16 protein-coding genes and 1 pseudogene are annotated in these 23,167 nt (G+C 68.4%); 12 read left to right on the top strand and 5 right to left on the bottom strand.

The genetic code is table 11. The features are described from left to right. Positions 1-78: 78 nt before the first annotated feature. Positions 79-669 (bottom strand): DoxX family membrane protein, encoded by a 591-nt coding sequence (locus QLQ12_RS09000; RefSeq protein ID WP_282758578.1) that lies wholly within the window; start codon positions 667-669, stop codon positions 79-81. Between the two features lie 694 nt (positions 670-1,363). Here QLQ12_RS09000 and QLQ12_RS08995 point away from each other — a divergent pair. The 7 genes from QLQ12_RS08995 (at position 1,364) to pflA (ending at position 12,251) form a co-directional block, all read left to right on the top strand. Next, positions 1,364-2,095, top strand: coding sequence for a nitroreductase family protein (locus tag QLQ12_RS08995; RefSeq protein ID WP_282758577.1), 732 nt, complete (start codon positions 1,364-1,366; stop codon positions 2,093-2,095). A 213-nt stretch (positions 2,096-2,308) separates the two neighbouring features. Further along, complete coding sequence (locus QLQ12_RS08990; RefSeq protein WP_282758575.1) at positions 2,309-5,965, top strand: nitrate reductase subunit alpha; 3,657 nt, start codon at positions 2,309-2,311, stop codon at positions 5,963-5,965. Continuing rightward, positions 5,965-7,575: a nitrate reductase subunit beta gene (gene narH, locus QLQ12_RS08985; RefSeq protein ID WP_282758573.1), complete on the top strand. Its 1,611-nt coding sequence runs from the start codon at positions 5,965-5,967 to the stop codon at positions 7,573-7,575. Before QLQ12_RS08990 ends, narH begins: the two co-directional genes overlap by 1 nt. After that, entirely contained in the window at positions 7,572-8,234 is a 663-nt protein-coding gene (gene narJ / locus QLQ12_RS08980) for a nitrate reductase molybdenum cofactor assembly chaperone (RefSeq protein WP_282758571.1), read from the top strand. The genes narH and narJ overlap by 4 nt, the downstream gene beginning before the upstream one ends. Further along, positions 8,231-8,977, top strand: coding sequence for a respiratory nitrate reductase subunit gamma (gene narI, locus QLQ12_RS08975; protein WP_282758569.1), 747 nt, complete (start codon positions 8,231-8,233; stop codon positions 8,975-8,977). The genes narJ and narI overlap by 4 nt, the downstream gene beginning before the upstream one ends. Positions 8,978-9,168: 191 nt before the next feature. Beyond that, a complete protein-coding gene (pflB, locus tag QLQ12_RS08970) occupies positions 9,169-11,430 on the top strand; it encodes a formate C-acetyltransferase (protein ID WP_282758567.1) in 2,262 nt (753 codons plus the stop codon). Beyond that, complete coding sequence (gene pflA, locus QLQ12_RS08965) at positions 11,427-12,251, top strand: pyruvate formate-lyase-activating protein (protein ID WP_282758565.1); 825 nt, start codon at positions 11,427-11,429, stop codon at positions 12,249-12,251. The genes pflB and pflA overlap by 4 nt, the downstream gene beginning before the upstream one ends. Before the next feature lie 90 nt (positions 12,252-12,341). Here pflA and QLQ12_RS08960 read toward each other — a convergent pair whose 3' ends face one another. Next, positions 12,342-12,683 carry a cupin domain-containing protein gene (locus QLQ12_RS08960; protein WP_282758564.1) on the bottom strand — a complete coding sequence of 114 codons (342 nt, stop codon included), beginning with the start codon at positions 12,681-12,683 and terminating at the stop codon, positions 12,342-12,344. Positions 12,684-13,387: 704 nt separating this feature from the next. Here QLQ12_RS08960 and QLQ12_RS08955 point away from each other — a divergent pair. Continuing rightward, complete coding sequence (locus QLQ12_RS08955) at positions 13,388-14,911, top strand: FAD-dependent oxidoreductase (protein ID WP_282758562.1); 1,524 nt, start codon at positions 13,388-13,390, stop codon at positions 14,909-14,911. A gap of 114 nt (positions 14,912-15,025) precedes the next feature. Here the strand turns inward: QLQ12_RS08955 and QLQ12_RS47360 are convergent. The 3 genes and pseudogenes from QLQ12_RS47360 to QLQ12_RS08940 all read right to left on the bottom strand — a co-directional run. After that, a pseudogene (locus QLQ12_RS47360) lies at positions 15,026-15,767 on the bottom strand (IS30 family transposase); the annotation flags it as partial. Positions 15,768-16,130: 363 nt separating this feature from the next. Beyond that, positions 16,131-16,607: a Crp/Fnr family transcriptional regulator gene (locus QLQ12_RS08945; RefSeq protein WP_282758558.1), complete on the bottom strand. Its 477-nt coding sequence runs from the start codon at positions 16,605-16,607 to the stop codon at positions 16,131-16,133. Positions 16,608-16,979: 372 nt separating this feature from the next. Next, complete coding sequence (locus QLQ12_RS08940; protein WP_282758556.1) at positions 16,980-18,233, bottom strand: helix-turn-helix domain-containing protein; 1,254 nt, start codon at positions 18,231-18,233, stop codon at positions 16,980-16,982. 518 nt (positions 18,234-18,751) lie between these two features. Here QLQ12_RS08940 and QLQ12_RS08935 point away from each other — a divergent pair. From QLQ12_RS08935 to QLQ12_RS08920, 4 genes are all read left to right on the top strand, one after another. Further along, positions 18,752-20,170 carry an MFS transporter gene (locus QLQ12_RS08935; RefSeq protein WP_328518270.1) on the top strand — a complete coding sequence of 473 codons (1,419 nt, stop codon included), beginning with the start codon at positions 18,752-18,754 and terminating at the stop codon, positions 20,168-20,170. Next, on the top strand, positions 20,167-21,585 hold the full coding sequence (locus QLQ12_RS08930) for an MFS transporter (RefSeq protein ID WP_282758554.1): 1,419 nt from the start codon (positions 20,167-20,169) through the stop codon (positions 21,583-21,585). The genes QLQ12_RS08935 and QLQ12_RS08930 overlap by 4 nt, the downstream gene beginning before the upstream one ends. Before the next feature lie 169 nt (positions 21,586-21,754). After that, positions 21,755-22,405, top strand: coding sequence for a response regulator (locus QLQ12_RS08925; RefSeq protein WP_282758552.1), 651 nt, complete (start codon positions 21,755-21,757; stop codon positions 22,403-22,405). Between the two features lie 188 nt (positions 22,406-22,593). Then, entirely contained in the window at positions 22,594-22,728 is a 135-nt protein-coding gene (locus QLQ12_RS08920; protein ID WP_282758550.1) for a hypothetical protein, read from the top strand. Positions 22,729-23,167: the final 439 nt, after the last annotated feature.

The raw sequence follows: 23,167 nt of genomic DNA, 5'->3' as shown, positions 1-23,167 counted from the left end.
TCGCCCGGAGAAGCCGGATCGCCCGGCCGCGCTGGTCGCGGCCGGGCGAGGGTGTCCCGTCGAACAGTACGCATGGCGTCAGATGAGCCAGCGGTTCTTCTGCACGATGGGCAGGGACGCCCACCATTTGCCGAGGCCCCACGTGTGGCCGGAGTAGGCCAGCGCCAGGACGATGCCGGCGATGCCGTAGATGATGTGGTAGTCGACGATCGGATTGGTCGACATGCTCGGCTCGCCCGCGCTGGTGGTCTTGTCGAGCGGCCATTCGGCGGCCCACATGAGGACCATCATGAGCGCGCCGGCGCCGGCGGCGAGACGCATGCCGATGCCCAGCACGAAGGCCAGGCCGATGGCGAGCAGGCCCAGCATGAACAGCCAGTTGGCCCACGGGTCGCCGGCGATGTCGTGGAAGAACGTCTGCAGCCAGCCGGGGCCGACCTCGACGCCGGAGAGGAAGCCCTTGGTGGGCGAGCCGCCGTTGATCCAGGCGCGCTCCGCGGTGGTCGCGAAGCCCCACCCGAACAGCTTGTCGAAGAACGCCCACAGGAACACGAAGCCGGTGGACATGCGCAGCACGGCCAGCGCCCTCGCGGCGGTCTTGCTGAGCATGGAGCCGGGCGCCTCGACGTGCTCCAGCTGAGCGGCGGTGTTCCGTCCGATGGTTGTCATGGTGTCCTCCTTCATTGATGTCTGTGCCTTGAGCCTGTACCTGTCAGGAGCGCGGATACCGGGGCCATCTGCCTGATCTGGACGGGACGAAGGTCCCGTGTGATCTCAGCGGTGCTGGCGGGTTCGGGGCGGCCAGATCCGGTCGATGAGGTTCTCGAGCATCGGACCGGCCACGATGAGCACGCCCAGGAGCAGCAGGACGGCGATGATGACGAATGACATGATCGTCACCTCCACATCGATCGTTGATGTCCTCATCGTCGCGACCGCCGTCGCGTGGACGGCAGGGCCGAACGGCCCGGCCGTCGGTGCCCACAGTCCGTGCCGGGGGTCGTCGGCGCAGGCTGCGAGAAGTGGCGCACCGAGCCGGTGCGTGATCGGGTTCAACGGCCCTGGGCAGGGCGGGCGTGCCCCGACAGTCTGGGGGTGAGTCCGCTGGATCCGGTGTGGAGACGGGACGGCGGCTCCCGGCGGGGCCGGTTCGGCGTCCCGCTCTCCGGAACCGGCCGCGTGGCCTACGGCAGGCTCCCTGAGGAGGCAACGATGACCACCACGGCCACATCGCCGGTGCGGGCGGTCCTCCTCGGCTGCGTGTGCACCGCGACGGCCGCGCCGTCCCTGCACAACAGCCAACCGTGGAGGTTCCGGGTTCACGGTGGACTCGTCGATGTGTACGCCGACGCGTTCGCGTCGCTTGCATGTGCTGGACCCGGACGGGCGCGAACAACTGATCAGCGTGGGCGCCGCCCTGTTCACGTTGCGTCTGGCGATCCGGCGTAGCGGTCTGCGCTCCGACTACACGCTGTTCCCGGACCCCGGTGAGCCTGACCTGGTCGCGCGGGTGACCGTCGGCCGGCCGTCACCGGTCACGCCGGCTGCGGAGACGCTCGCCGCCGCTGTCCCGTATCGGCACACCAACCGGTCGCCCTTCGCGCAGATACCCGTCCCGCGCGAGGCACTGAACCGGCTCCGCGACGCTGCTCGTCGTGAGGGAGCCGTGCTCGCCGTGGCCAATCCCGCGGGCCGCGATGCCGTTCTCCACCTGGCTCGTCTGGCGGACGAAAGACTGCGCCGGCGACCGGGCTACCGTGACGAGCTGGCCCGATGGACCGGCGATCGCGTACGGAACGACGGTGTCCCCTCGCGGGCGGCAGGCCCCTGGGACGCGCTGGAATCCGTACCGACGCGTGACTTCACCGAGGCGCTGGCCCAGCGGCGCGCCGGCGAGGCGTTCGAACCGCACCCGACCATCCTGGTCCTCACCATGGAGGGCGCCCAGGTGTGGCGAACCACCTCGTCAATCGTCCCGCAGGTGGTGCAGACGCGCACGCTTTCGCATCGACCGCCGGGGAGAGACCACTGGCCTGAGTGCGGGCCGACGGCACATGTCAGCTTCCTGAGGACGTTCATCTCGGCTTCCGGGTGAGGAGAACGGCCATAGCCCTCACGAGGACGCTACGGCGTCGGCCGAGACAGCAGCTCACTGTTCCTGGACGACAGAGTCAGGACTTTGGTCCCGCCGCGCTCGGGACCACGTCCTCCTGATCTTCAGCCTCCGGCCGACGACGCTGAACGAGTCCCGCCACCGCGGGCGCCGACGGTCTCGCCGTCGAAGTTCATCGCTCTAAGGAGTGGCCCCGTGTCACCAGAACCCGCGACCGATGCCGTTCCCGGCACCGCATCGCTCCTCACGGCCCGCCGTTTCCTCAAGCGCGAGACGGTCGGCGACCACGGCCGAACGCTGCACCAGCTCGGCGACAACGACTGGGAGTCGTTCTACCGGGACCGGTGGCGCTACGACAAGGTCGTCCGGTCGACCCACGGCGTCAACTGCACCGGGTCCTGCTCGTGGAACGTCTTCGTCAAGGACGGTTTGATCACCTGGGAGCACCAGGCGACCGACTACCCGACGACCGGGCCGGACTCGCCGGACTACGAGCCGCGGGGCTGCCCGCGAGGCGCGTCCTTCTCCTGGTACGAGTACTCACCGTCGCGAGTGCGGCACCCGTACGTCCGTGGTGTGCTGGCCGAGATGTTCCGTGAGGGGCGGCAGCGCCTCGGGGACCCGGTGCTCGCGTGGGCCGAGATCGTGGAGACGCCGCTGAAGGCGCGAGCCTACAAGGCGCAGCGGGGACGCGGTGGGTTCGTGCGGGCGACCTGGGACGAGGCGATCGAGATGATGGCCGCGGCGCACGTGTACACGACGAAGACGTACGGCCCGGACCGGGTCGTCGGGTTCTCGCCGATTCCGGCGATGTCGATGGCGTCGTTCGCGGCCGGCACCCGTTACCACGCGCTGCTCGGTGGCACCCTGCTCAGCTTCTACGACTGGTACGCGGACCTGCCGATCGCCTCGCCGCAGATCTGGGGTGACCAGACCGACGTGCCCGAGGCCGGCGACTGGTGGAACGCCACGTATCTGATGATGTGGGGCTCGAACATCCCGGTGACGCGCACGCCGGACGCGCATTTCCTGGCCGAGGCCCGCTACAAGGGAACCAAGGTCGTCGCGGTGAGCCCGGACTACGCCGACAACGTCAAGTTCGCCGACGACTGGCTGGCCCCACATCCAGGCACGGACGGCGCGCTCGCGATGGCGATGGGTCATGTCGTGCTGACCGAATTCTTCCGTGACCGTCAGGTGCCGTACTTCACCGACTACGTCCGCAAGTACACCGACCTGCCGTTTCTGGTTACCCTGCGGAGCACCGGCGACGCGTGGGCGGCGGACCGCTTCTTCACCGCCGCCGATCTCGGCGAGACCGGCGGTGAACACAAGACGGTCCTGATCGACGAACGGACCGGGGACCCGGTCGTCCCGAACGGCTCGCTGGGCTTCCGGTACGCCGGCGACGGCGAAGGCCGTTGGAACCTCGACCTCGGCGACGTCGTCCCGGCGATCGGCCTGGACCCCGCGGGCGAGGCCGTCGAGATCGACCTGGCCCGGTTCGATGTCGGCGAGACCGAGGGCGGTACCACGATCCGCCGCGGCGTGCCGATCCGCTGGATCGCCGGTCACGCCGTCACCACGGTCTTCGACCTGGTGATGGCCCAGTACGGAGTGCGCCGGGGCGAGCTGCCGGGTGAGTGGCCGCTCGGCTACGCCGACGCGGAGTCACCGAACACCCCGGCCTGGCAGGAGCGGATCACCGGCGTGCCGGCGATGCTGGCCACCCGGATCGGGCGTGAATTCGCCCGCAACGCCGAACGCAGCAACGGCCGGTCGATGATCGTCCTGGGCGCCGGGGCGAATCAGTGGTTCCACTCCGACATGACGTATCGGGCTTTCATCTCGCTGGTCACGCTGACCGGCTGTCAGGGCGTCAACGGCGGCGGCTGGGCGCATTACGTCGGCCAGGAGAAGGCCCGTCCCATCACCGGCCAGCAGCACATGAGCTTCGCCTTCGACTGGCAGCGGCCGATGCGGCACCAGGCCAGCACCCCGTTCTGGTACCTGCACACCGACCAGTGGCGCTACGAGCGGATCCCGGCCGACGAGCTCTCCTCGCCGCTGGGCACCGGCCGCTTCGCCGGCATGGCGTTCGCCGACACCGTCGCCGCCGCTCAGCGGATGGGATGGAGCCCGGGCCACCCGTTCTTCAACCGCAACCCCTTGGACCTGACCGATGAGGCCGCGGCCGCCGGTGTGCCGGTGGCCGAGCACATCGTCACGTCGCTGCGCAACGGGACGCTCAAACCGGTGGCCGAGGACCCGGACGACCCGGCCAATTTCCCGCGTTGCCTCACCCTGTGGCGGGCCAACCTGCTCGGCTCGTCCGGCAAGGGCAACGAGTACTTCATGCGTCATCTGCTCGGCGTCGAGGGCGCCGCTTCCGCGAGCGAGTGCGAGCCGGGACACCGCCCCCGCGACGTCACCTGGCGCGACGAGGCGCCGATCGGCAAGCTCGACCTGCTCACCACGATCGACTTCCGGATGACCAACACCGGTCTGCACGCCGACCTGGTCCTGCCGGCCGCGACCTGGTACGAGAAGCACGACATCTCCACCACCGACATGCATCCGTTCGTGCACGCGTTCAGTCCGGCCGTCGAACCGGCCGGCGACGCGCACACCGACTACGACACCTTCCTCGCTCTGGCCGACAAGGTCAGCGAGCTGGCCGTCACCCACCTCGGCGTGCGGACGGACGTGCTCGCCGCCCCGCTGCAGCACGACACCCCGGACGAGCTGGCCATGCCGAGCGGCCGGGTCCGCGACTGGAAGTCCGGCGAGTGCGATCCGGTGCCGGGCCGGACCATGCCGAAACTGATCGAGATCGAGCGGGACTACACGCTGCTCGGGAAGAAGATGCGCACGGTCGGCCCGCTGCTCGACAAACTCGGGACCACGACGAAGGCGATCACGGTCGACGTGAAACCGGAGATCGAATACCTGAAGCACCAGAACGGGGTGATCGGCGGCCGGCCCTCACTGGCCACCGCCGACCGGATGTGCGAGGCGATCCTGGCCTTCTCCGGCACCACGAACGGACGGCTGGCACAGGCTGGCTTCACCGAACTGGAGAAACGCACCGGGCGGCCCTTCGTGGACCTGATCGAGGGACACGAGAACGACCGGATCAGCTATGCCGAGACGCAGGAAGGACCGCGGCCGGTCTTCACCAGCCCGGAATGGTCCGGCTCGGAGAAGAACGGCCGCCGCTACTCACCGTTCACGATCAACGTGGAACGGCTCAAGCCGTGGCACACGATCACCGGCCGCCAGCACTTCTTCGTCGAACACGACTGGGTGGCCGAACTCGGTGAACAGCTACCGGCCTTCCGGCCACCGCTCAACATGGCCCGGCACTTCGGCAAGCCCGGCGACGCCGTCGACGGGGGAGTGACCGTACGGTTCCTGACCCCGCACGCCAAATGGTCGATCCACTCGATGTACCACGACAACGAGCTGATGCTGGCGCTGTCGCGGGGTGGCCCGGTGATCTGGATGAGCGGCCAGGACGCCGCGAAGATCGGTGTGGCCGACAACGACTGGATCGAGGCCCACAACCGCAACGGCGTCGTCGTCGCCCGCGCCGTGGTGTCCCACCGGATGCCCGAGGGCACCGTCTTCCAGTACCACTCGCCCGAACGCACGGTGAACGTCCCCAAGGCCGAGAAGTCGGGCAGACGCGGCGGCTACCACAACTCGATGACCCGGCTGCTGATCAAACCGACCCACCTGGCCGGTGGGCACGCCCAGCTCACCTTCGCCTTCAACTACTACGGCCCGATCGGCAGCCAGCGCGACGAGATCACCGTGATCCGCCGCCGCACGCAGGAGGTGCAGTACTGATGCGCATTCGAGCGCAGGTCGCCATGGTGATGAACCTGGACAAGTGCATCGGCTGCCACACCTGCTCGGTCACCTGCAAGCAGACCTGGACCAACCGGGAGGGCACCGAGTACGTCTGGTTCAACAACGTCGAGACCAAGCCGGGCATCGGCTACCCGAAGCACTACGAGGACCAGGAACGCTGGAAGGGCGGCTGGAAACTCGACGGCAAAGGCCGCCTGGTGCTGCGCTCCGGCGGCCGGGTCAAACGGCTCAGCCGGATCTTCGCGAACCCGGACCTGCCCACCATCGACGACTACTACGAGCCGGCCACCTTCGACAAGGACATCCTGGTCAACGCCCCGGCCGGGCTCACCGACACCCCGGTCAAGAAGCCGTACTCGGCGCTGACCGGTGAGCCCATGAAGATCGAGTGGGGAGCGAACTGGGAGGACTCCCTCGGCGGGAACACCTTCGCCGAGGACCCGAACATCGCGCGGATGCCGGCCGAGGCCGCCGCCAAGGTGAAGTTCGAGTTCGAGAAGACCTTCATGTTCCACCTGCCCCGGATCTGCGAGCACTGCCTCAACCCCGCCTGCGTCTCGGCCTGCCCGTCCGGCGCCATGTACAAGCGCGAGGAGGACGGCATCGTCCTGGTCGACCAGGACCGGTGCCGGGGCTGGCGGATGTGCGTGTCGGCGTGTCCGTACAAGAAGGTCTACGTCAACCACGCCACCGGCAAGGCCGAGAAGTGCACCCTCTGCTTTCCCCGCATCGAGGCGGGGCAGCCGACCATCTGTTCCGAGACCTGCGTCGGCCGCCTGCGCTACCTGGGCATTCTCTGGTACGACGAGGACGCCGTCCTGGCCGCCGCGTCGGTGCCCGAGTCCGAGTTGCTGGACGCGCAGCGTGCCGTCTTCCTCGACCCGTTCGACGAGTCGGTGCAGCGGGCGGCGCGCGACGCCGGCCATCCGGACGAGTGGATCGAGGCCGCCCAAGCTTCGCCGGTCTGGAAGCTGATCTCCGAATACCGGATCGCGTTGCCGTTGCACCCGGAGTACCGGACGCTGCCGATGGTCTGGTACGTGCCGCCACTGTCGCCGGTGCTCGACGCCGTCGGCGCGGCCGGTCGTGACGACAGCGATGCCGACGACGTCTTCCACACCATCCAGGACTTGCGGATCCCCGTGGAGTACCTGGCCTCGCTGTTCACCGCGGGCGACGCCGAAGCCGCCGGTGGGGTCCTGATGAAGCTGGCGGCCATGCGCTCATACATGCGGGCCCGGACCCTGGACGGGACGGTGGCCCAGGAACTGCTGGACGGCATCGGCATGACCGGCGCCCAGGTCGAGGCGATGTACCGGCTGCTCGCGATCGCCAAGTACGACGAGCGGTACGTGATCCCGGCCGCGCACGCCAAGGACGCCGCCGCCCTCGAGGCACAGGCCGCCGCACAGCCGGACTGCTCCCTCGACTGCGAGGGCGGGCCGGGCATGGGCGGCGAGGCCGCCGTCGAGCGGTTCCACCTGGTCGACGCCGAAGAAGTGCGCCCGGGACGGCCGGGCCTGTTCTCCCGGCGCGGTGACGGACGCCGGGGCCTGACCATCAACCCGATGCGGGGCCGGTCATGAGCGCCCGCCTCACCGCCGGGCCCGTGCCCGCCGCCGACCGGGCCCGGACCTTCCAGCTCGCGTCACTGCTGCTCACCTATCCGGACGCCGAACTGCTCGCCGCCGGCCCGGAACTACGCGAGGCCGCCGCCGGCATCGACGGGATCGAGGGCTTCGTCGAGTGGCTGATCGCCGCCACCCCGATCGAGGCTCAGCGACACTACGTCGAGACCTTCGACCTGCGCCGGCGTTCCGGGCTCTACCTCACCTACTACCTGCACGGCGACACCCGCAAACGGGGGATGGCGCTGCTCATGCTCAAGCAGCGCTACCGCGCCCAGGGGCTCCACCTCGCCGACGGGGAACTGCCCGACCTGCTGCCGGTCGTCCTGGAATTCGCGGCGACGGTGGGACCCGGCGACGGGGAGGCCCCGCTGCGCCAGCATCGGCAAGGCATCGAACTCCTTCGCGCGGCCCTGCACGAAACGAGTACGCCGTACGCGCTGATCCTGGACGCGGTCTGCGCCGCCCTGCCCGATCTCACCGACGCCGACCGCGCCGCCGTGTCGGCGCTCGCCTCCGAGGGCCCGCCGGTGGAAGCCGTGGGTCTCGACAGCGTCGGCCTCGGCCCGGACCTTTCCCCTTACCCCGCCTGCTCCTCCGCGGAGGTCTCACGATGAGCACCCTGCTCTGGATCGCCCTGCCCTACGCCTGTCTCGCGGTATTCGTCGCGGGGCACGTTTGGCGCTGGCGGCACGACCAGTTCGGATGGACCACTCACACCAGCCAACTGCTCGAAAGCCGGCTGCTGCGGCTCGGTTCGCCGCTGTTCCACCTGGGCGCCTTCGGGGTGATCGGCGGCCACGCGATGGGCCTGCTCATCCCGGCGACACTGACCGAGGCGATCGGGATCTCCGAACACACCTACCACGTCGTGTCGGTCACCGGCGGCACCATCACCGGCGTCATGCTGGTCGCCGGCCTGGCGCTGCTGATCGCACGGAGGTTCGTCAGCGGCCGGATCCGGCGGGTGACCACGACCATGGACAAGGTGCTGTATGCGGCCCTGACCGCGATGGTGGTGCTCGGCATGAGCGGAACCGTTGTGATCAACCTGTTCGGTGAGGGGTACGACTACCGGGAGACGATCGCGGTCTGGTTCCGCGGCGTCTTCTGGTTCCAGCCCGACCCCGCGCTGATGACCGGCGCGCCGCTGGTCTTCCAACTGCACGCCCTCGGTGGATTCCTCTTCCTCGCACTCTGGCCGTTCACCCGCCTCGTGCACGTGTGGTCCGCGCCGCTCGCCTACCTGTGGCGTCCCTACGTCGTCTACCGTGGCCGCCGCGGCCCGGCACCGGCGGCACAACCCACACCCGCCGCCGTCCGCGAGGCCGGTCTCCACCCGGCGTCCACCCGGCGCTGACCGAACCCCGCCGATCGGCCTGAGGGCTGCAGCGCCTTCTCCGGAAAATCGACCCTGCGAACCGAGCACTAAGACCCTGTGCGACGTGGCGGCGGTCAGGAAATCTGAAGGTGAGAGGCCATCACCTACCGGTCACGACGTAGCAGGCCGCTGCGGCGCCCGGTTCCTCACTACACGACCTGGAGACTGACATGAGCGCATCCGTTCTCGGCGCGACCGCCACCAGCCGGGACCCGTGGCGCGGATTCGCCGGTGACGCCTGGCGGGCCGGTGTTGCCGTACGTGACTTCATCCAGGCGAACTACCAGCCGTACACCGGTGACGCCGCGTTCCTGGCCGGGCCGACCGACCGCACCAGGGGCATCTGGGCCAAGCTGTCGGCGATGTTCCCGGCGGAGCGCGAGCGCGGCATCTACGATGTGGACGCGGTCACGCCGTCGACGATCACCAGCCACCGGCCCGGCTACATCGACGAGGCCGCGGAGCTGATCGTCGGGCTGCAGACCGACGCGCCGCTGCGCCGGGCCATCATTGCGAACGGTGGCTGGCGGATGGTCGAGGGCGGCTTGAAGGCGTACGGGTACGCGCCCGACCCGGCCGTCGCGGAGATCTTCACCAAGTACCGCAAGACCCACAACGCCGGCGTGTTCGACGCCTACACCCCCGACATCCTCGCCGCACGCAAGTCACACCTCATCACCGGTCTGCCGGACGCGTACGGGCGGGGCCGCATCATCGGCGACTACCGGCGGGTCGCGCTGTACGGCGTCGACGCTCTGATCGCCGCGAAGCAGGCCGACAAGGACGCGTGCGCCGTGGCGCCGATGTCCGAGGACACCATCCGCCGGCGTGAGGAACTGTCCGAGCAGATCCGGGCTCTGGACGAGCTCAAGCAGATGGCCGCGAGCTACGGCTACGACATCTCCGCGCCCGCGACCACCGGTCGTGAGGCGATCCAGTGGCTGTACTTCGCGTATCTGGCCGCGGTGAAGGAACAGAACGGCGCGGCGATGTCGCTGGGCCGCACCTCCACGTTCGTCGACATCTACCTGCAGCGTGACCTCGCCGAGGGCCGGCTCACCGAGGAGCAGGCGCAGGAGCTCGTCGACGACTTCGTGATCAAGCTGCGGATCGTGCGGTTCCTGCGCACCCCCGAGTACGACGAGTTGTTCTCCGGGGACCCGACCTGGGTGACCGAGTCGATCGGCGGCATCGGTGCCGACGGCCGGCCGTTGGTGACCCGGACCAGCTTCCGGTACCTGCAGACCCTGTACAACCTCGGTCCCGCGCCGGAGCCGAACCTGACCGTCTTCTGGTCGCCGCGGCTGCCCCAGGGGTTCAAGGACTTCTGCGCGAGAGTGTCGATCGACACCAGCGCCATCCAGTACGAGTCCGACGAGTTGATGCGGCCCCGGTTCGGTGACGACACCGCGATCGCCTGCTGCGTGTCGGCGATGGCGGTCGGCAAGCAGATGCAGTTCTTCGGCGCCCGCGTCAACCTGGCCAAGACACTGCTGTACGCGATCAACGGCGGCCGTGACGAGAACTCCGGCGCCCAGGTCGGCCCCGCCCTGCCCCCGCTCACCGGTGACGTCCTCGACTACGAGACCGTCGTCCGGCGGTTCGACACGATGATGGAGTGGCTGGCCGCGACCTACGTCAACGCTCTCAACATCATTCACTACATGCACGATCGGTACGCCTACGAGCGCATCGAGATGGCCCTGCACGACACCGACGTCCTGCGCACGCTGGCGTGCGGGATCGCCGGCCTGTCGGTGGCCGCCGACTCGCTGTCGGCGATCAAGCACGCCACCGTCCGGCCGGTCCGCGACGAGCGTGGCCTGGTCGTCGACTACACGATCGAGGGCGGCTTCCCGGCGTACGGCAACAACGACGACCGTGTCGACGCGATCGCGGTGGCGCTGGTCGAGTCGTTCATGGCCAAGATCCGTAAGCACCCGGCCTACCGCGACGCGGTGCACACCCAGTCGGTGCTGACGATCACGTCGAACGTCGTCTACGGCAAACACACCGGCAACACCCCCGACGGCCGCCGGGCCGGGCAGCCGTTCGCCCCTGGCGCGAACCCGATGAACGGCCGGGACTCGCACGGCATGGTCGCCGCGGCGCTGTCGGTGGCGAAGCTGCCGTACGAGCACGCGCTGGACGGCATCTCGCTGACCACCACGGTCACCCCGAACGGCCTCGGCAACGGCCGTGACGAACAGGTCCGCAACCTCGTCGGGGTGCTCGACGGCTACACCGCCACCGGGGGCTTCCACATGAACGTCAACGTGCTCGACCGGGCCACCCTCGAAGACGCGATGGCGCACCCGGAGAACTATCCGCAACTGACCATCCGGGTCTCCGGTTACGCGGTCAACTTCGTCCGGCTGACCAGGGAGCAGCAGGCCGACGTCATCTCCCGTACCTTCCACGGCGCGCTGTGAACGAACCCGCGATCCAGCGTCCCGACCTGGGGATCACCCCGGTCGGGACGCACCCGGCACCGCACGGCGCGCTGCTCGGGTCCGTGCACTCGTGGGACGTCGTCACCGCCGCCGACGGTCCCGGCACCCGGTTCGTCACCTTCTTCGCCGGCTGCCACCTGCGCTGCCTGTACTGCCACAACCCGGACACGTGGGAGGGCCGCAACGGCCAGCACGTCACCGTCGACGACCTGGTCGCCAAGATGCTCACCTTCAAGGCGTTCATCAGCGCGTCCGGGGGAGGGGTGACGGTGTCCGGCGGGGAGCCGCTGCTGCAGAGCCACTTCGTCGAGGCCTATCTGCGTCGCTGCAAGCAGCAAGGCATGCACACCGCCCTGGACACCTCCGGGTTCCTCGGCGCCCACGCCACCGAGCAGCTGCTGGACGACACCGACCTCGTGCTGCTCGACGTGAAGAGTTCCGACCCCGCCACGTACCGGAAGGTCACCGGCGTCGCCCTGCACCCGACGATCGTGTTCGGTGACCGGCTCGCCGAACGCGGCAACCGGATGCGGATCCGGTTCGTGCTGGTACCCGGCCTGACCGACGACCCGGCCAACATCGCCGGGGTAGCCGACCTAGCCGCCCGCTGGGGCAGCGTGGAACGTGGCGGGGTGGTGGACCAGGTCGACATCCTCGGCTACCACCGCCTCGGCGTCGCCAAGTACGAGGAGCTCGGGCTGCGCTACCCGTTGGCCGACACCGAGCCGCCGACCGCTGAGCAGCTGGCCGCCGCCGCCGCGTACTTCACCGACCGCGAGCTCCGGGTCACCACTTCGTGAGTCGTGCCGTGCCCGCCCGCTGCGCGGCAGCGTCCTGACGACGGTGCCCGGAGGGCGGGCCCACTGAGCGCGCAGGACGTCATCCGGCCGTCACTGCTGATCGGTCTTGACGACGGTGAGCAGGACGACGCTGTCATGGACGGCTTCGAGGCTGTGCCGGCGGCCGGGAATGGTCAGCAGATCCCCGCTGGCGCCGCTCTGCTCCTCGGCGCCGGCGAGCAGCCGGACGTGGCCGTGCAGCACCTGCAGGGTGGCCTCACCCGGGCTCTCGTGCTCGTCGAGGCGTTGACCGCCGGCCAGAGCTATCAGTGTCTGCCGCAGCGTCTTGGTGTGCCCGCCGTGCACGGTGTGGGCACTGCGGCCGTTGGGCGCCTGCCGGGCGATCGCCAGGTGTTGCTCGGTGAGCCCGGCCAGCGACGTCGACTCCATCATGCGAACCTCTCTGTTCCAGGGTGTGGGTGTGGTGGGTCCGGTAGCCCGGCGGCAGCTACCAGATCGTCCCGCACGCGTCTGGCCATCATTTGCCGTTGATCCCAAAGCTCAAAGCTCGCCCGCATGGTCACAGCAGGAGGCTATCAATCCTAACGACTTGGATCATTGGTGATGATCCTCCTGCCTCGGTGACGCAGTCCGGATGCTGCGACGCGGCAACGTACTCTCTTTGGCAAGAGATCGAGTTCGGCGCCTCAGCTGGCGGCTACGGTGAGTCACGGTCGGCGCGCACGGACGGCGGCATAGAGTGCGACACGCATGCCTTGATCCGGGTCCGGTCGCGCCTCTCCAGGATGGCTCTGACCTGCTTATGAAGCACGCCTTAGAGGGGTGCCAGTTCAGCACGTCTGACCGTAAGGAGGCCGGTCACCGAGCGTCATGGCCCGGCGAGTCGCCTGCGCACGCTCGGCGGCAAATGAGGACGTCTCAGCCGCGGCCTCAGAGATCAGCACGCTGTTTTATCGCGGCGGGATCGTCCGCCTCACTGGGACGTTCAGGCCACATTCAGGCCAGCTACTTGCGCTTGTGATACCCGTTCGCCGCAGAAGTCGTTCGGGAAGCGTGAGAACCGCGACGGCGGATATACGAGTTGGCTGACTGGATAATCAGTTGGCTCATTTGCGGGATGACGACATACTGCCTCGGTGAGTCTTTCCGTTCTGGTCGTCGGCGCCGGTCCAGCGGGTCTGGTCGCCGCGCTCGAACTCGCGCGTCGTCGCGTCGATGTCCGTCTCATCGAGCAGGCCGCGGCGCCGGCGTCCGGGTCGCGGGCGAAAGGAATCCAGCCTCGAACGCTGGAAGTGTTCGAGTCGCTCGGCGTCGTCGAGGAGGTCTTGACTTCCGGGGGACCGTTCCCACCCTGGCGGAACTATCGAGCGGGCCGTGTGGCTTGGGAGAAGTCGATTTACGAACTGCTCGGAATCGGTCAGCCGGCCGCAGACCCGGCTGTTCCCTATCCTGAAACCTGGATGATCCCGCAATGGCGAACCGAGGAGATCCTGCGGGGCGCTCTGCGGCGACTCGGCGTGGAAATCGAGTATCACTCGGCGCTCATCGCGCTCGCCGACGACGGAGCCGGAGTCACGGCCACGATCCGTCGACTCGGCGAGACCGAACGTCTCCGCTCATCCTTCGTCGTCGCCGCTGATGGCGCGGCTAGTACCCTACGGAAAATCCTCGGCGTCGCGTTCGACGGGGTGACTCGAGACGATGAGCGGTTCCTCACGGCGGACGTTCGAACGACAGGGCTGGACCGCTCGTACTGGCACAACTGGTCGCACCCCGACCATCCAGCGGCCCGGGTGTCCATCTGCCCGCTGCCGGGCACTGACACCTACCAGTTCGTCGCTCCTCTCCTGCCCGGCGAGAACATGCCTGTTCTCGAGCTGGCCACGCTCCAACGGTTGTTCGACGAGCGGTCCGAAGGTGTCGCGGTGACCTTCGACGACGCGCCCTGGATCACCGTCAGCCGAACGAATGAGCGGCTTGCGAGCCGATTCCGGGTCGGCCGGGTGTTTCTCGTCGGTGACGCCGCGCATGCCGTTCCGGCAGCAGGCGGTCAAGGGCTGAACACCGCCGTCCAAGACTCACATAATCTCGGATGGAAACTCGCCATGGTGCTGCGAGGCGCTCCGGAGCGCCTTTTGGACAGCTACGAGGAAGAGCGCTACCCCATCGCAGCACGCTTGATGAACGGGCTGAAGGCGGCGGCCGACAACCAGAGCGAGGTAGCAGACGTATTCCAGCTCCGGAACAACTATCGCGGACTCTGGCTGAGCGAGGAGACCCGACCGGATCCAGGCACCCTACGCGCTGGTGACCGAGCCCCGGACGCGCCCCTCAGCCTTCCGGACGGCTCACGGCCCCGGTTGTTCGAATTCCTGCAAGACGCGGAAATCACTGCTCTCGCGTTCGGTGACGAAGCGGTCAAAGGCTGCAATGACATTGTGGGACAACGCAACCCGGCGAATGCCTGCCGTGTACTCGACGTCCGAAACGAGTCACCATTGAGCGCTGACGCGATACAGGCCATCTACGGCGTCGCTCCCGACAAAGAATCCCTCCTTGTCGTACGTCCGGACTGGCACATCGGGCTCGCTGCCGAAAACCATTTCGCCGAGAGGCTGAGCCAGTACCTCCGGCGCCTGGCACTGAATGGCATGACCTGACGTCGAGCAGCGGGTTCGTCAACTGAAACGAAGTGGAATACCACTCGCAGACATGGATGCAGTTTCATCTCGACGCGAACCGCCGCACTGTCATCGGCCGATCAGTAAGTGTGATCATGCGGCTTCTGCGAGCAGACGGGTGAACCGCTGAGCGGGGGTGTCGTTGGAGCCGCGCTGCCACGGGCTGGTCGGGTCGCAGAAGTAGACCGGCGTGCTCGTGGCTGCCGTGAACTCGGCATGCCGGCCCATCTCGACGCCCTGGGCAGGTGGACGAGAAGGACGTAGCGGGTGCTGCGCTCGACCAGGGTGCCGATGGCGGTCCGATTCCGGGCACCCATGATCAGGTCACCTTCCCAGTGACCGGGCAAGGCGCGGTCCTCGGCGGTGGCGGGCCGGTCGTGAATGCTCTTCGAGCGGTCGGTGAACCGCGGTGTCCGCTGCCCGCGGCTGCGACGACGCTTGCGATAGGTACGACCCGTGCGCAGTAACGGCAACCGACCGCGCGTCAGACCGCCGCGATCAGGCCGATACAACGCCTGGTAGATCGTTTCGGATGTTAGCCGCAGCTCCGGCCGGTCAGAATGCTGCAACGGCAGGGTCCGGCAGATCTGCTCTGGGCTCCACCGCTGATCCAGCAACTCTTGGACCAGGTCGCGCACTCCGCGTTGGTTCGCCGCTTTGCCGGCTTCGGTCGTGGGCGGCGGGCCGCCGCACGCTGGTGGGCGGCGAAGGGGTGGTAGTCGCGGGTTTCCGGGTCGCTGTTGCGGTTGATCTCTCGGCTGATCGTGGACGGCGCCCTGCCCAGCTGCTCCGCGATGGATCGGATCGAGCTGCCGGCCCGGTGCCCATCGGCGATCTTCCCGGCAGGCTGCCGAGTTGTTCATGCCCTGCGCCATGAGGCGAAGGTAGTGATCACGTTTCGCTTGCTCCGGGCCGGCACCTGGTGGCTTACGCGGACGACGGGGCTTGGGCACGGCAACTCCTGAACGGGTCAGGTGTTGCGACGACCGTTAGAACTTAAGCCGGTCCGAGTGGGGCCACTGACGACCGTCAGAACCAAACGTACGGAATCGCCGCAGAAAACGGGCCCTTGGTCCGTCTCTGCCCACGCCGGCAAGCAATCCGGTCTCGCTGCAGTCGCCATCGACGACGCAGCGGGCTGCTCCGCCGCGGCGCCGGGTGGGCGTCGGAGGTTAAACAAGCTTACGGCGCGCGACTGTCAGAGGTCGCCGTGGTGGCCGCTCGCGCGTTGGCAGTCCGCCAGGCGGCGACGGGCCGCGTGCAGGCGGCCACCCATGACCTGCAGGAACCGGGTCGTGAGCTCGTATCCCAGTCCCGGATCGCTCTGGAACAGGGCGCGAACCAGCGAGCCGTTGAACGTCAGCGCGTGCGTGGTGCTGAGCGCGACGGCACCGAAGTTCCAGCGATACGGCGGGAAGAGCCAGGAGCAGCCCAGGACTGCCGGGGACCGTAGGGTCTCGAGCACGAAGTTGTCGTAACCGGGCACCTCGGTGTCGAGGAAGACACAGCCATCGGTGAGCAGCCAGAACTGTTCGGCCGGCGTTCCCTCACGGAAGATCCGGTTCCCGGCATGGAACATCGATCGGCTGGTCATCGGTGCCAGCAGACTCAGTTGGTGGTCGGTCAACCCGGCCAGGAACGGCTGCTGTGCGAGCGTTTCGACGGTGGTGAACACATCTGCTCCTCGAGTCGGATCACGGCGGCGAAAACACCGGCGCACACCTGTAGTCAAGCGCTGCGGGGCCCCATCGGGTGAGGGCCGTACGGCAGCCGTCGCCAGGACGAAGGGCCCGCCGGCTCCGCCGATTCCCGCCGCCCGCGGTAGCCGCCAGCGGCGCGGTGGGAGGATCGAGCAGATCAGCAGCGCTCGGGGCAGGTCGGCCACCGGCACGGTGACCGACGGCGGTCAGCCACGCCTCTGCCAGGGGCCCGAGCTCGCCGGTCAGCTGGGATTCCCGGCACGGCGTCTCCGATTCCTTGCGAGTGTGACCAGCGGCAGCGAAGAGCTTTTTCGGGGCGGTCCACGCGATGCTCGGTGTGCCGATCCTCAGCGGGCCACCTGCATGCGTTCGCAGAGCCCACGCAGAGCGTTGCCACCGGTTCGGCGCTGGGCTCGGTCGAGGAGCGCTCTGGCCGTCTTTTGCACCAGCGGTGAGGAGTGGACGTGTTGCGGGGCCACGCGTTCCGCGACAAGCAGGTGCCGGATCGCGGCGTCGTCGGAGCGTAGGCCCGCGTATGCCCGGGCCAAGTCCGCGTGGAAGAAGACCGATCGGGACTTCACCTGGGCGACGACCGAGTCGACCGTCGGCGCGATGGCGAGCGCGTGGCGGGGATCGCCGGCGTCGAGCCTCATGCTCAGCCGCCAGAGGCTGACGTTGGCGGGGCCGAAGGAGAGCGCGTGTGTGGTGGTCTCGCCCGTACGGCGGGCAATGGCGGCCGCCTCTGCGGCCCACCCCTCATCGCCGGCGGCTGCCGCGCCCACCAGGTGCAGCACGCCGGTCACTACCATCCCTGGATCAATAGCGCTGATCGCGCGCTCCGCGATCGCCAGGCCCTCCTGACGGGACCCGCAGCTGATGGCGGAGCAGGCCTGGGCGTACGCGGCCAGCCCCAGCAGAACGGGGTCGCCGGTCTCGCCGGCGACGTCCTGACAGCGTTGCGCGCCGATCCAGGCCTCCCCGGGATGGCCGAGCGAGCGCAGCAACGACGAGGCCAGGAAGGTCGCCTCGCAGAGCATTCGTAGAGCCGCTCCTCGTTCGGGCCCCTTGCAGGCCGCGCACAGGTCGCTGACGACGCGCGGGGCGAACGCGATCGCTCGGTCGTACTCGCAGTCGTGGCGCAGTTGCCGCATCAAGGAGAGATCGCGGGCCAGTTCGACGGCCGGGCGCCGTGGCACCTGGCCGTTGTCGGCCGGGTTGATCTCGACCAAGGCGCGCCGCAGCGCGGCTACGCCGGCCTGTGCCGCGGCGGCCCGCCGGTCAGTCGCGGGTATCGGCGTGCCGGTCAGGTCTTCGATGGAGCATTCCAGCGCGGACGCGATGTCGGCGAGCACAAAACGGTTGTCGGCCGCCTGCAGTCCGCGTTCGATGCGGCTCCAGGAAGCGTGTGAGATGCCCGCCCGGTCGGCGGCGTGCCGGATGCTCCAGGCATTCATCAACCGACGTGCCCGGATGCGGCCGCCGATGCTGCGGTCGGGACTGGCCAATCGTGACATCGCAGTCTCCCTTCGATGCCTACCCACGGTATTGCACGCCCAGGGACCGCAGTTCCATTCGTGTACCGGTACGCCGGCGATGCGCATCCATCCGGCGGCGGCCGCACAGTTCGAGCCATGAGAGAGACAAGCGGACGCTCTGCCAGGATGCGCCGTCGGCTGACCATCGGCATCATCGTTCTGGCGTTCGTCACCCAGTTGCTCGACGCGGCGAACGGTGTGATTGCGCTGGTCACAGGCCTCGGTTGAGGAAATGGCCACGTGCCGTGCCGTGCCGTGCCGTGCCGTGCCGTGCCACCGAGCTTCTCGTCGTGCGCCGGGACCGGGGCATTCCGCCGTGACGTGGCCGGCGCGGTCGACGGGGTGGTCACCCTCGGGGACGCGTCGAATGGCGGCTTCACCTCGTGCATGCAGCCGCCCGCGGCGGCGGGACGCGTGCGACAGGTCATCCGGCCCGGGTTCGTCCCTGCCGGCCGAGACTCGGTCCCTCGCAGACAGGTAGAAGGTCCCTACCTCCCGCCGATCTTCCACGCCAGGCTGAGCGAGCAGACGCGCCGACGACGACCTCGTAGGCGCACAACAGATCCCTCAGCGAGGTAGCGACCGTGTCCGTCAAGCCAGCCCCCCACGATCCGATGTCCGAGGTGACCGCCGGCGACCGGTCGGGCTCTGGCGAGCGTGGTCGCCACCGTGTCCTGGTCCTGTCCACGGTCAGTTTCACCGTGATGTTCGCGGTGTGGCTGATGTTCGGCATTCTCGGCAAGCCGATCAGCAAGGAGTTCGGCCTCTCCGAGGTGCAGCTGTCCTGGATCATCGCCGTCGCTGTGCTCAACGGCTCGCTCTGGCGGCTGCCCGCCGGGATGGTGACCGACCGGCTGGGCGGGCGCCGGGTGATGACCGTGATGCTCCTGGCGACAGCCGTCGCGGCGTACCTCGTCTCGCTCGCCGACTCCTACCCGATGCTGCTGGTGCTGGCCTTCCTGGTGGGTTTCGCCGGGAACTCGTTCTCCGCGGGCATCGCCTGGAACTCGGCGTGGCAGCCCCGCCGGCGCCAAGGTTTCGCGTTGGGTGTCTTCGGCGCGGGCAACGTCGGCGCCTCGATCACCAAGTTCATCGGCCCGCCGCTGATCGCCGGCACCGCCGGCGCCACCTACCTCGGCTTCGTCGAGGGCGGCTGGCGGCTCGTGCCGGTCGTCTACGCCGTGCTGCTGCTCGTCCTGGCGGCGGCGACCTGGTTCCTCACGCCCCGCCAGGACCGCAGGCCCGGCCAGGGCATCCCGCTGCGTGAGCAGCTCAAGCCGTTGAAGCAGCTGCGGGTGTGGCGGTTCAGTCTGTACTACGTCGCCGTGTTCGGGGCCTACGTGGCGCTCGCCGCCTGGCTGCCGACCTACTACATGGACAACTTCGGGGTGTCGCTGCAGACCGCGGCCTACCTGACGGCGCTGTTCATCTTCCCGGCATCGCTGCTGCGCCCGCTCGGCGGATCGCTGTCCGACCGCGTCGGCGCCCGTCGCGTCATGTACTGGACGTTCGGCGTCATGCTGCTCAGCACCGGCATCCTGATGATGCCTCCGGGCCACCTCGTCGTCGCCCACCCGGACGGCACCGAGTCCACCCACCTCGCCTACCACCTCGGCGTTGTGCCGTTCACCGTGCTGGTCGTCCTGCTCGGTTGCGCCATGGGCATCGGCAAGGCCGCGGTGTACAAGCACATTCCTGAGTACTTCCCGCAGAAGGTGGGACCCGTGGGCGGTCTGGTCGGCATGCTCGGCGGCCTCGGCGGATTCTTCCTGCCGCCGCTGTTCGCCTACACCAAGGCGTGGACCGGCCTGCCGTCGAGCACCTTCCTCGTGCTGTTCCTGGTCACCGCCGCGTGCGCGATCTGGATGCACCTGACCGTCGTGCACATGCTCCACCACGAATCACCCGAGCTGGCCACACATATCGAGAAACCCAGCCCTGCCGGGCGAGCAGTCGTTTCCACCGGCGTGGCGATCCGTGAGCCCGAGGAGGCCCGCGCATGAACATCAAACTCTCCACACCTCCGGGCGCGGTCCGTCCCGCCGGCCGCGAATGGCTGGAATCCTGGGATCCCGAGAACCCCGACACCTGGGACCACCACCTGGCCTGGCGGACCCTCTGGATCAGCACCTTCACCTTGACCCTGTGCTTCGCATCGTGGTTCCTCGCGTCCGCGATCGCTCCGAAACTCACGAACCTCGGCTTCGATCTCACCACCGGCCAGCTCTACTGGCTGACCGCCATGCCGGGCGTGGCCGGCGGACTGATGCGCCTCGTCTGGATGGTCCTGCCGCCGATGATGGGCACCCGCAAGATGGTCGCCCTGACCACCGTGCTGCTGCTCATCCCGGTCGTGGGATGGGGGGTCCAGGTGCAGGACCCGACGACACCGTTCTGGATGCTGCTGTCCCTCTCCTTCCTGTCCGGCATCGGCGGCGGGGCGTTCTCCGGGTTCATGCCCAGCACCTCCTACTTCTTCCCGCGCCGCAAGCAAGGCACCGCGCTCGGGTTGCAGGCCGGGATCGGCAACTTCGGGGTGTCGCTGGTCCAGCTGGCGACTCCGTGGATCATCGGCTTCTCGATGATCGGGTTCCTGGGCGGGTCCCAACCGATGGCAGGAGCGCCCGGCAAGCCCGCGCAGGAGGTCTGGTACCAGAACGCGGCCTACATCTACGTCCCGTTCATCGTGGTCGGTGCGGTGCTCGCCTGGACCATGCTGCGCTCGGTGCCCATCACGGCGAACATCCGGCAGCAGTTCGACATCTTCCGCAACCCCGACACGTGGTGGATGACGCTGTTGTACGTCATGACCTTCGGCACCTTCGCCGGTCTGTCCGGCCAGTTCGGGCTGTTGATGAAGAACCTGTACGGGGCCGGGAACCCCGACATCGTGCAGGGCGCCGGCGCCGCGGCCAAACTCCTCATCGCGGGCTACTCGATCCCTGACCCGGTCACGTTCGTCTTCCTCGGCCCCCTGGTCGGCGCTGCCGCCCGCGTCCTGTTCAGCCCGCTCACCGACCGGTTCGGCGGCGCCCGGTGGACCCTCGTGTCCGGGATCGGCATCATCGCCTCGATCGGGTACACGCTCACGGCCCTGCAGCCCGACACCAGTTCGGCCGAGGCCCTGGACGCGGGCTTCTACCGGTTCCTCTGGGGGATGCTCGCCATCTTCCTGTTCAGCGGCATCGGCAACGCCTCGACCTTCAAGCAGATGCCGATGATCTTCGAGCGCCGGCAGGCCGGCGGCGTCATCGGCTGGACCGCCGCGATCGCCGCGTTCGGGCCGTTCTTCTTCGGGTTCGGTCTGACCATCATGTCCCCGACCGTGTTCTATCTCATCGGGCTGGCCTTCGCGGTCCTTTGTGTCGGCGTCACCTGGACGCGTTACGCCCGGCCCGGAGCGCCGAAGCCCAGCTGACGACTCGACACCACGGGCGCGGCGCAAGCCCCGCCCGTGGTGTCGCGATGCGGCGGCGCCCGCGTTCCCTGCCCTGGCCTCCGGTGCCAGGCCCTGCCGCGAGCGGTGGCGGTCGAATGTTTGGGGACCTTCTTTGCGGCGCCCGGCGACCGGGCGGTATGAAGTGCTTATGATTCGCGTTTACTTGCTCGACGACCACGAGGTGGTCCGCCGCGGACTGGCCGACCTGTTGCAGGCCGCCGGCGATATCGAAGTGGTCGGCGAGTCCGGCTCCGCGCAGGAGGCGACCCGGCGGATACCGGCGTTGCGCCCCGACGTCGCGGTGCTGGACGGCCGTCTTCCCGACGGCAGCGGCATCGACGTCTGTCGTGACGTGCGCGCCGTCGACTCGTCGATCAAAGGCCTGATCCTCACCTCGTACGAGGATGACGAGGCGCTGTTCGCCGCGATCATGGCCGGTGCTTCCGGTTACGTGCTGAAGCAGATCCGCGGCAATGATCTGGTCGACGGGATCCGCCGGGTCGCCGCCGGGCAGTCGCTGCTGGACCCAGTGGTCACTCAGCGTGTCCTCGAACGGATCCGTAACGGTGTGGAACAACCTCGTGAGCTGGCCGGCCTGACTGACCGGGAACGCGAGATCCTGGAACTGGTCGCGGAAGGGCTCACCAACCGGGATATCGCCGGCCGGATGTTCCTGGCGGAGAAGACGGTGAAGAACTACGTTTCCAGCCTGCTCGCCAAACTCGGCCTGGAGCGCCGCACCCAGGCGGCGGTGCTGGCCACCCGCCTGCTCGGCGAGCACCCGCACGAAACACGGTGACACCGCCGGCTGGTTCGGCGGCGGTGAGCCGTCCTTGGCGAGGGACACGGTGAGCAGATCGAGGCCGAACCGTTTCTCTCGCAGCAGCCGCCAGCTGCTGTCGTTCTCCGTGGCTAGATCGAGGATGGTTGGTAGGTAGCCGGGTAGTCCCACCAGTCGATGTTCACATCGGCGCGTTGTGCCTTCTGGTGACCGTCTCCACCCTGGTGTTCGCCACCCTGACCCACGTCAACATCCGCGACGACAACTTGTTCCTACCGGCCCGCCTGCAAAACGCTCTGGCCCGGCACTGGCCGCCGACCTCGACGTTGTCATTGTGGTGATCTGGCTGCTGGCCCTGGCGCTCACCATCATGGCCGAGTACGGTCACCTGCTGCTCGGATAAGCCCCGGGACGGCATCCGCTCGTCCGTCATCAAGCTGGACCTCGGCGAGGCGGTCTGGCACGTCCGCGGCGTCGCCTGCCGGCCCGGCCACCCGCAGGCCCTCGCCGTTCTGCCCGACGGGCGGTGGGTGATCAGCCTGCCCGGAAACCCCTACGCCGGCCTCGTCGCGGCGCTCACCGTTCTCGAACCCGTTCTACGGGCTCTTGCCGGACAGTCGCCGGCCGTGCCGCGCCGAATCCTGGTCAGCGGCGCCACCAGGCTGGTGCCTCACGGCGTACGAATCACGCCCGTCCGATGTCTCGAACACGGCGGCGAAATAGTGCCGGGCACCGGCTCGGCCGGTTTGCACGGTGCGGCCGGCGCCGACGCTGTAGCCG

The sequence above is a fragment of the Actinoplanes sandaracinus genome, assembly GCF_030009775.1.
In the GTDB taxonomy this organism is placed as follows: domain Bacteria; phylum Actinomycetota; class Actinomycetes; order Mycobacteriales; family Micromonosporaceae; genus Actinoplanes; species Actinoplanes sandaracinus.
Note: the sequence above shows the minus strand (reverse complement) of the source record. Positions and strands in the feature narration are given on the sequence as shown.

Coding starts and splice junctions, on each gene's coding strand:
- QLQ12_RS08930 (WP_282758554.1), top strand. CDS start 20,167: ATGAACATCAAACTCTCCACACCTCCGGGCGCGGTCCGTCCCGCCGGC.
- QLQ12_RS08925 (WP_282758552.1), top strand. CDS start 21,755: ATGATTCGCGTTTACTTGCTCGACGACCACGAGGTGGTCCGCCGCGGA.
- QLQ12_RS08940 (WP_282758556.1), bottom strand. CDS start 18,233: ATGCGCATCGCCGGCGTACCGGTACACGAATGGAACTGCGGTCCCTGG.
- narI (WP_282758569.1), top strand. CDS start 8,231: ATGAGCACCCTGCTCTGGATCGCCCTGCCCTACGCCTGTCTCGCGGTA.
- QLQ12_RS08960 (WP_282758564.1), bottom strand. CDS start 12,683: ATGATGGAGTCGACGTCGCTGGCCGGGCTCACCGAGCAACACCTGGCG.
- narH (WP_282758573.1), top strand. CDS start 5,965: ATGCGCATTCGAGCGCAGGTCGCCATGGTGATGAACCTGGACAAGTGC.
- narJ (WP_282758571.1), top strand. CDS start 7,572: ATGAGCGCCCGCCTCACCGCCGGGCCCGTGCCCGCCGCCGACCGGGCC.
- pflB (WP_282758567.1), top strand. CDS start 9,169: ATGAGCGCATCCGTTCTCGGCGCGACCGCCACCAGCCGGGACCCGTGG.
- QLQ12_RS09000 (WP_282758578.1), bottom strand. CDS start 669: ATGACAACCATCGGACGGAACACCGCCGCTCAGCTGGAGCACGTCGAG.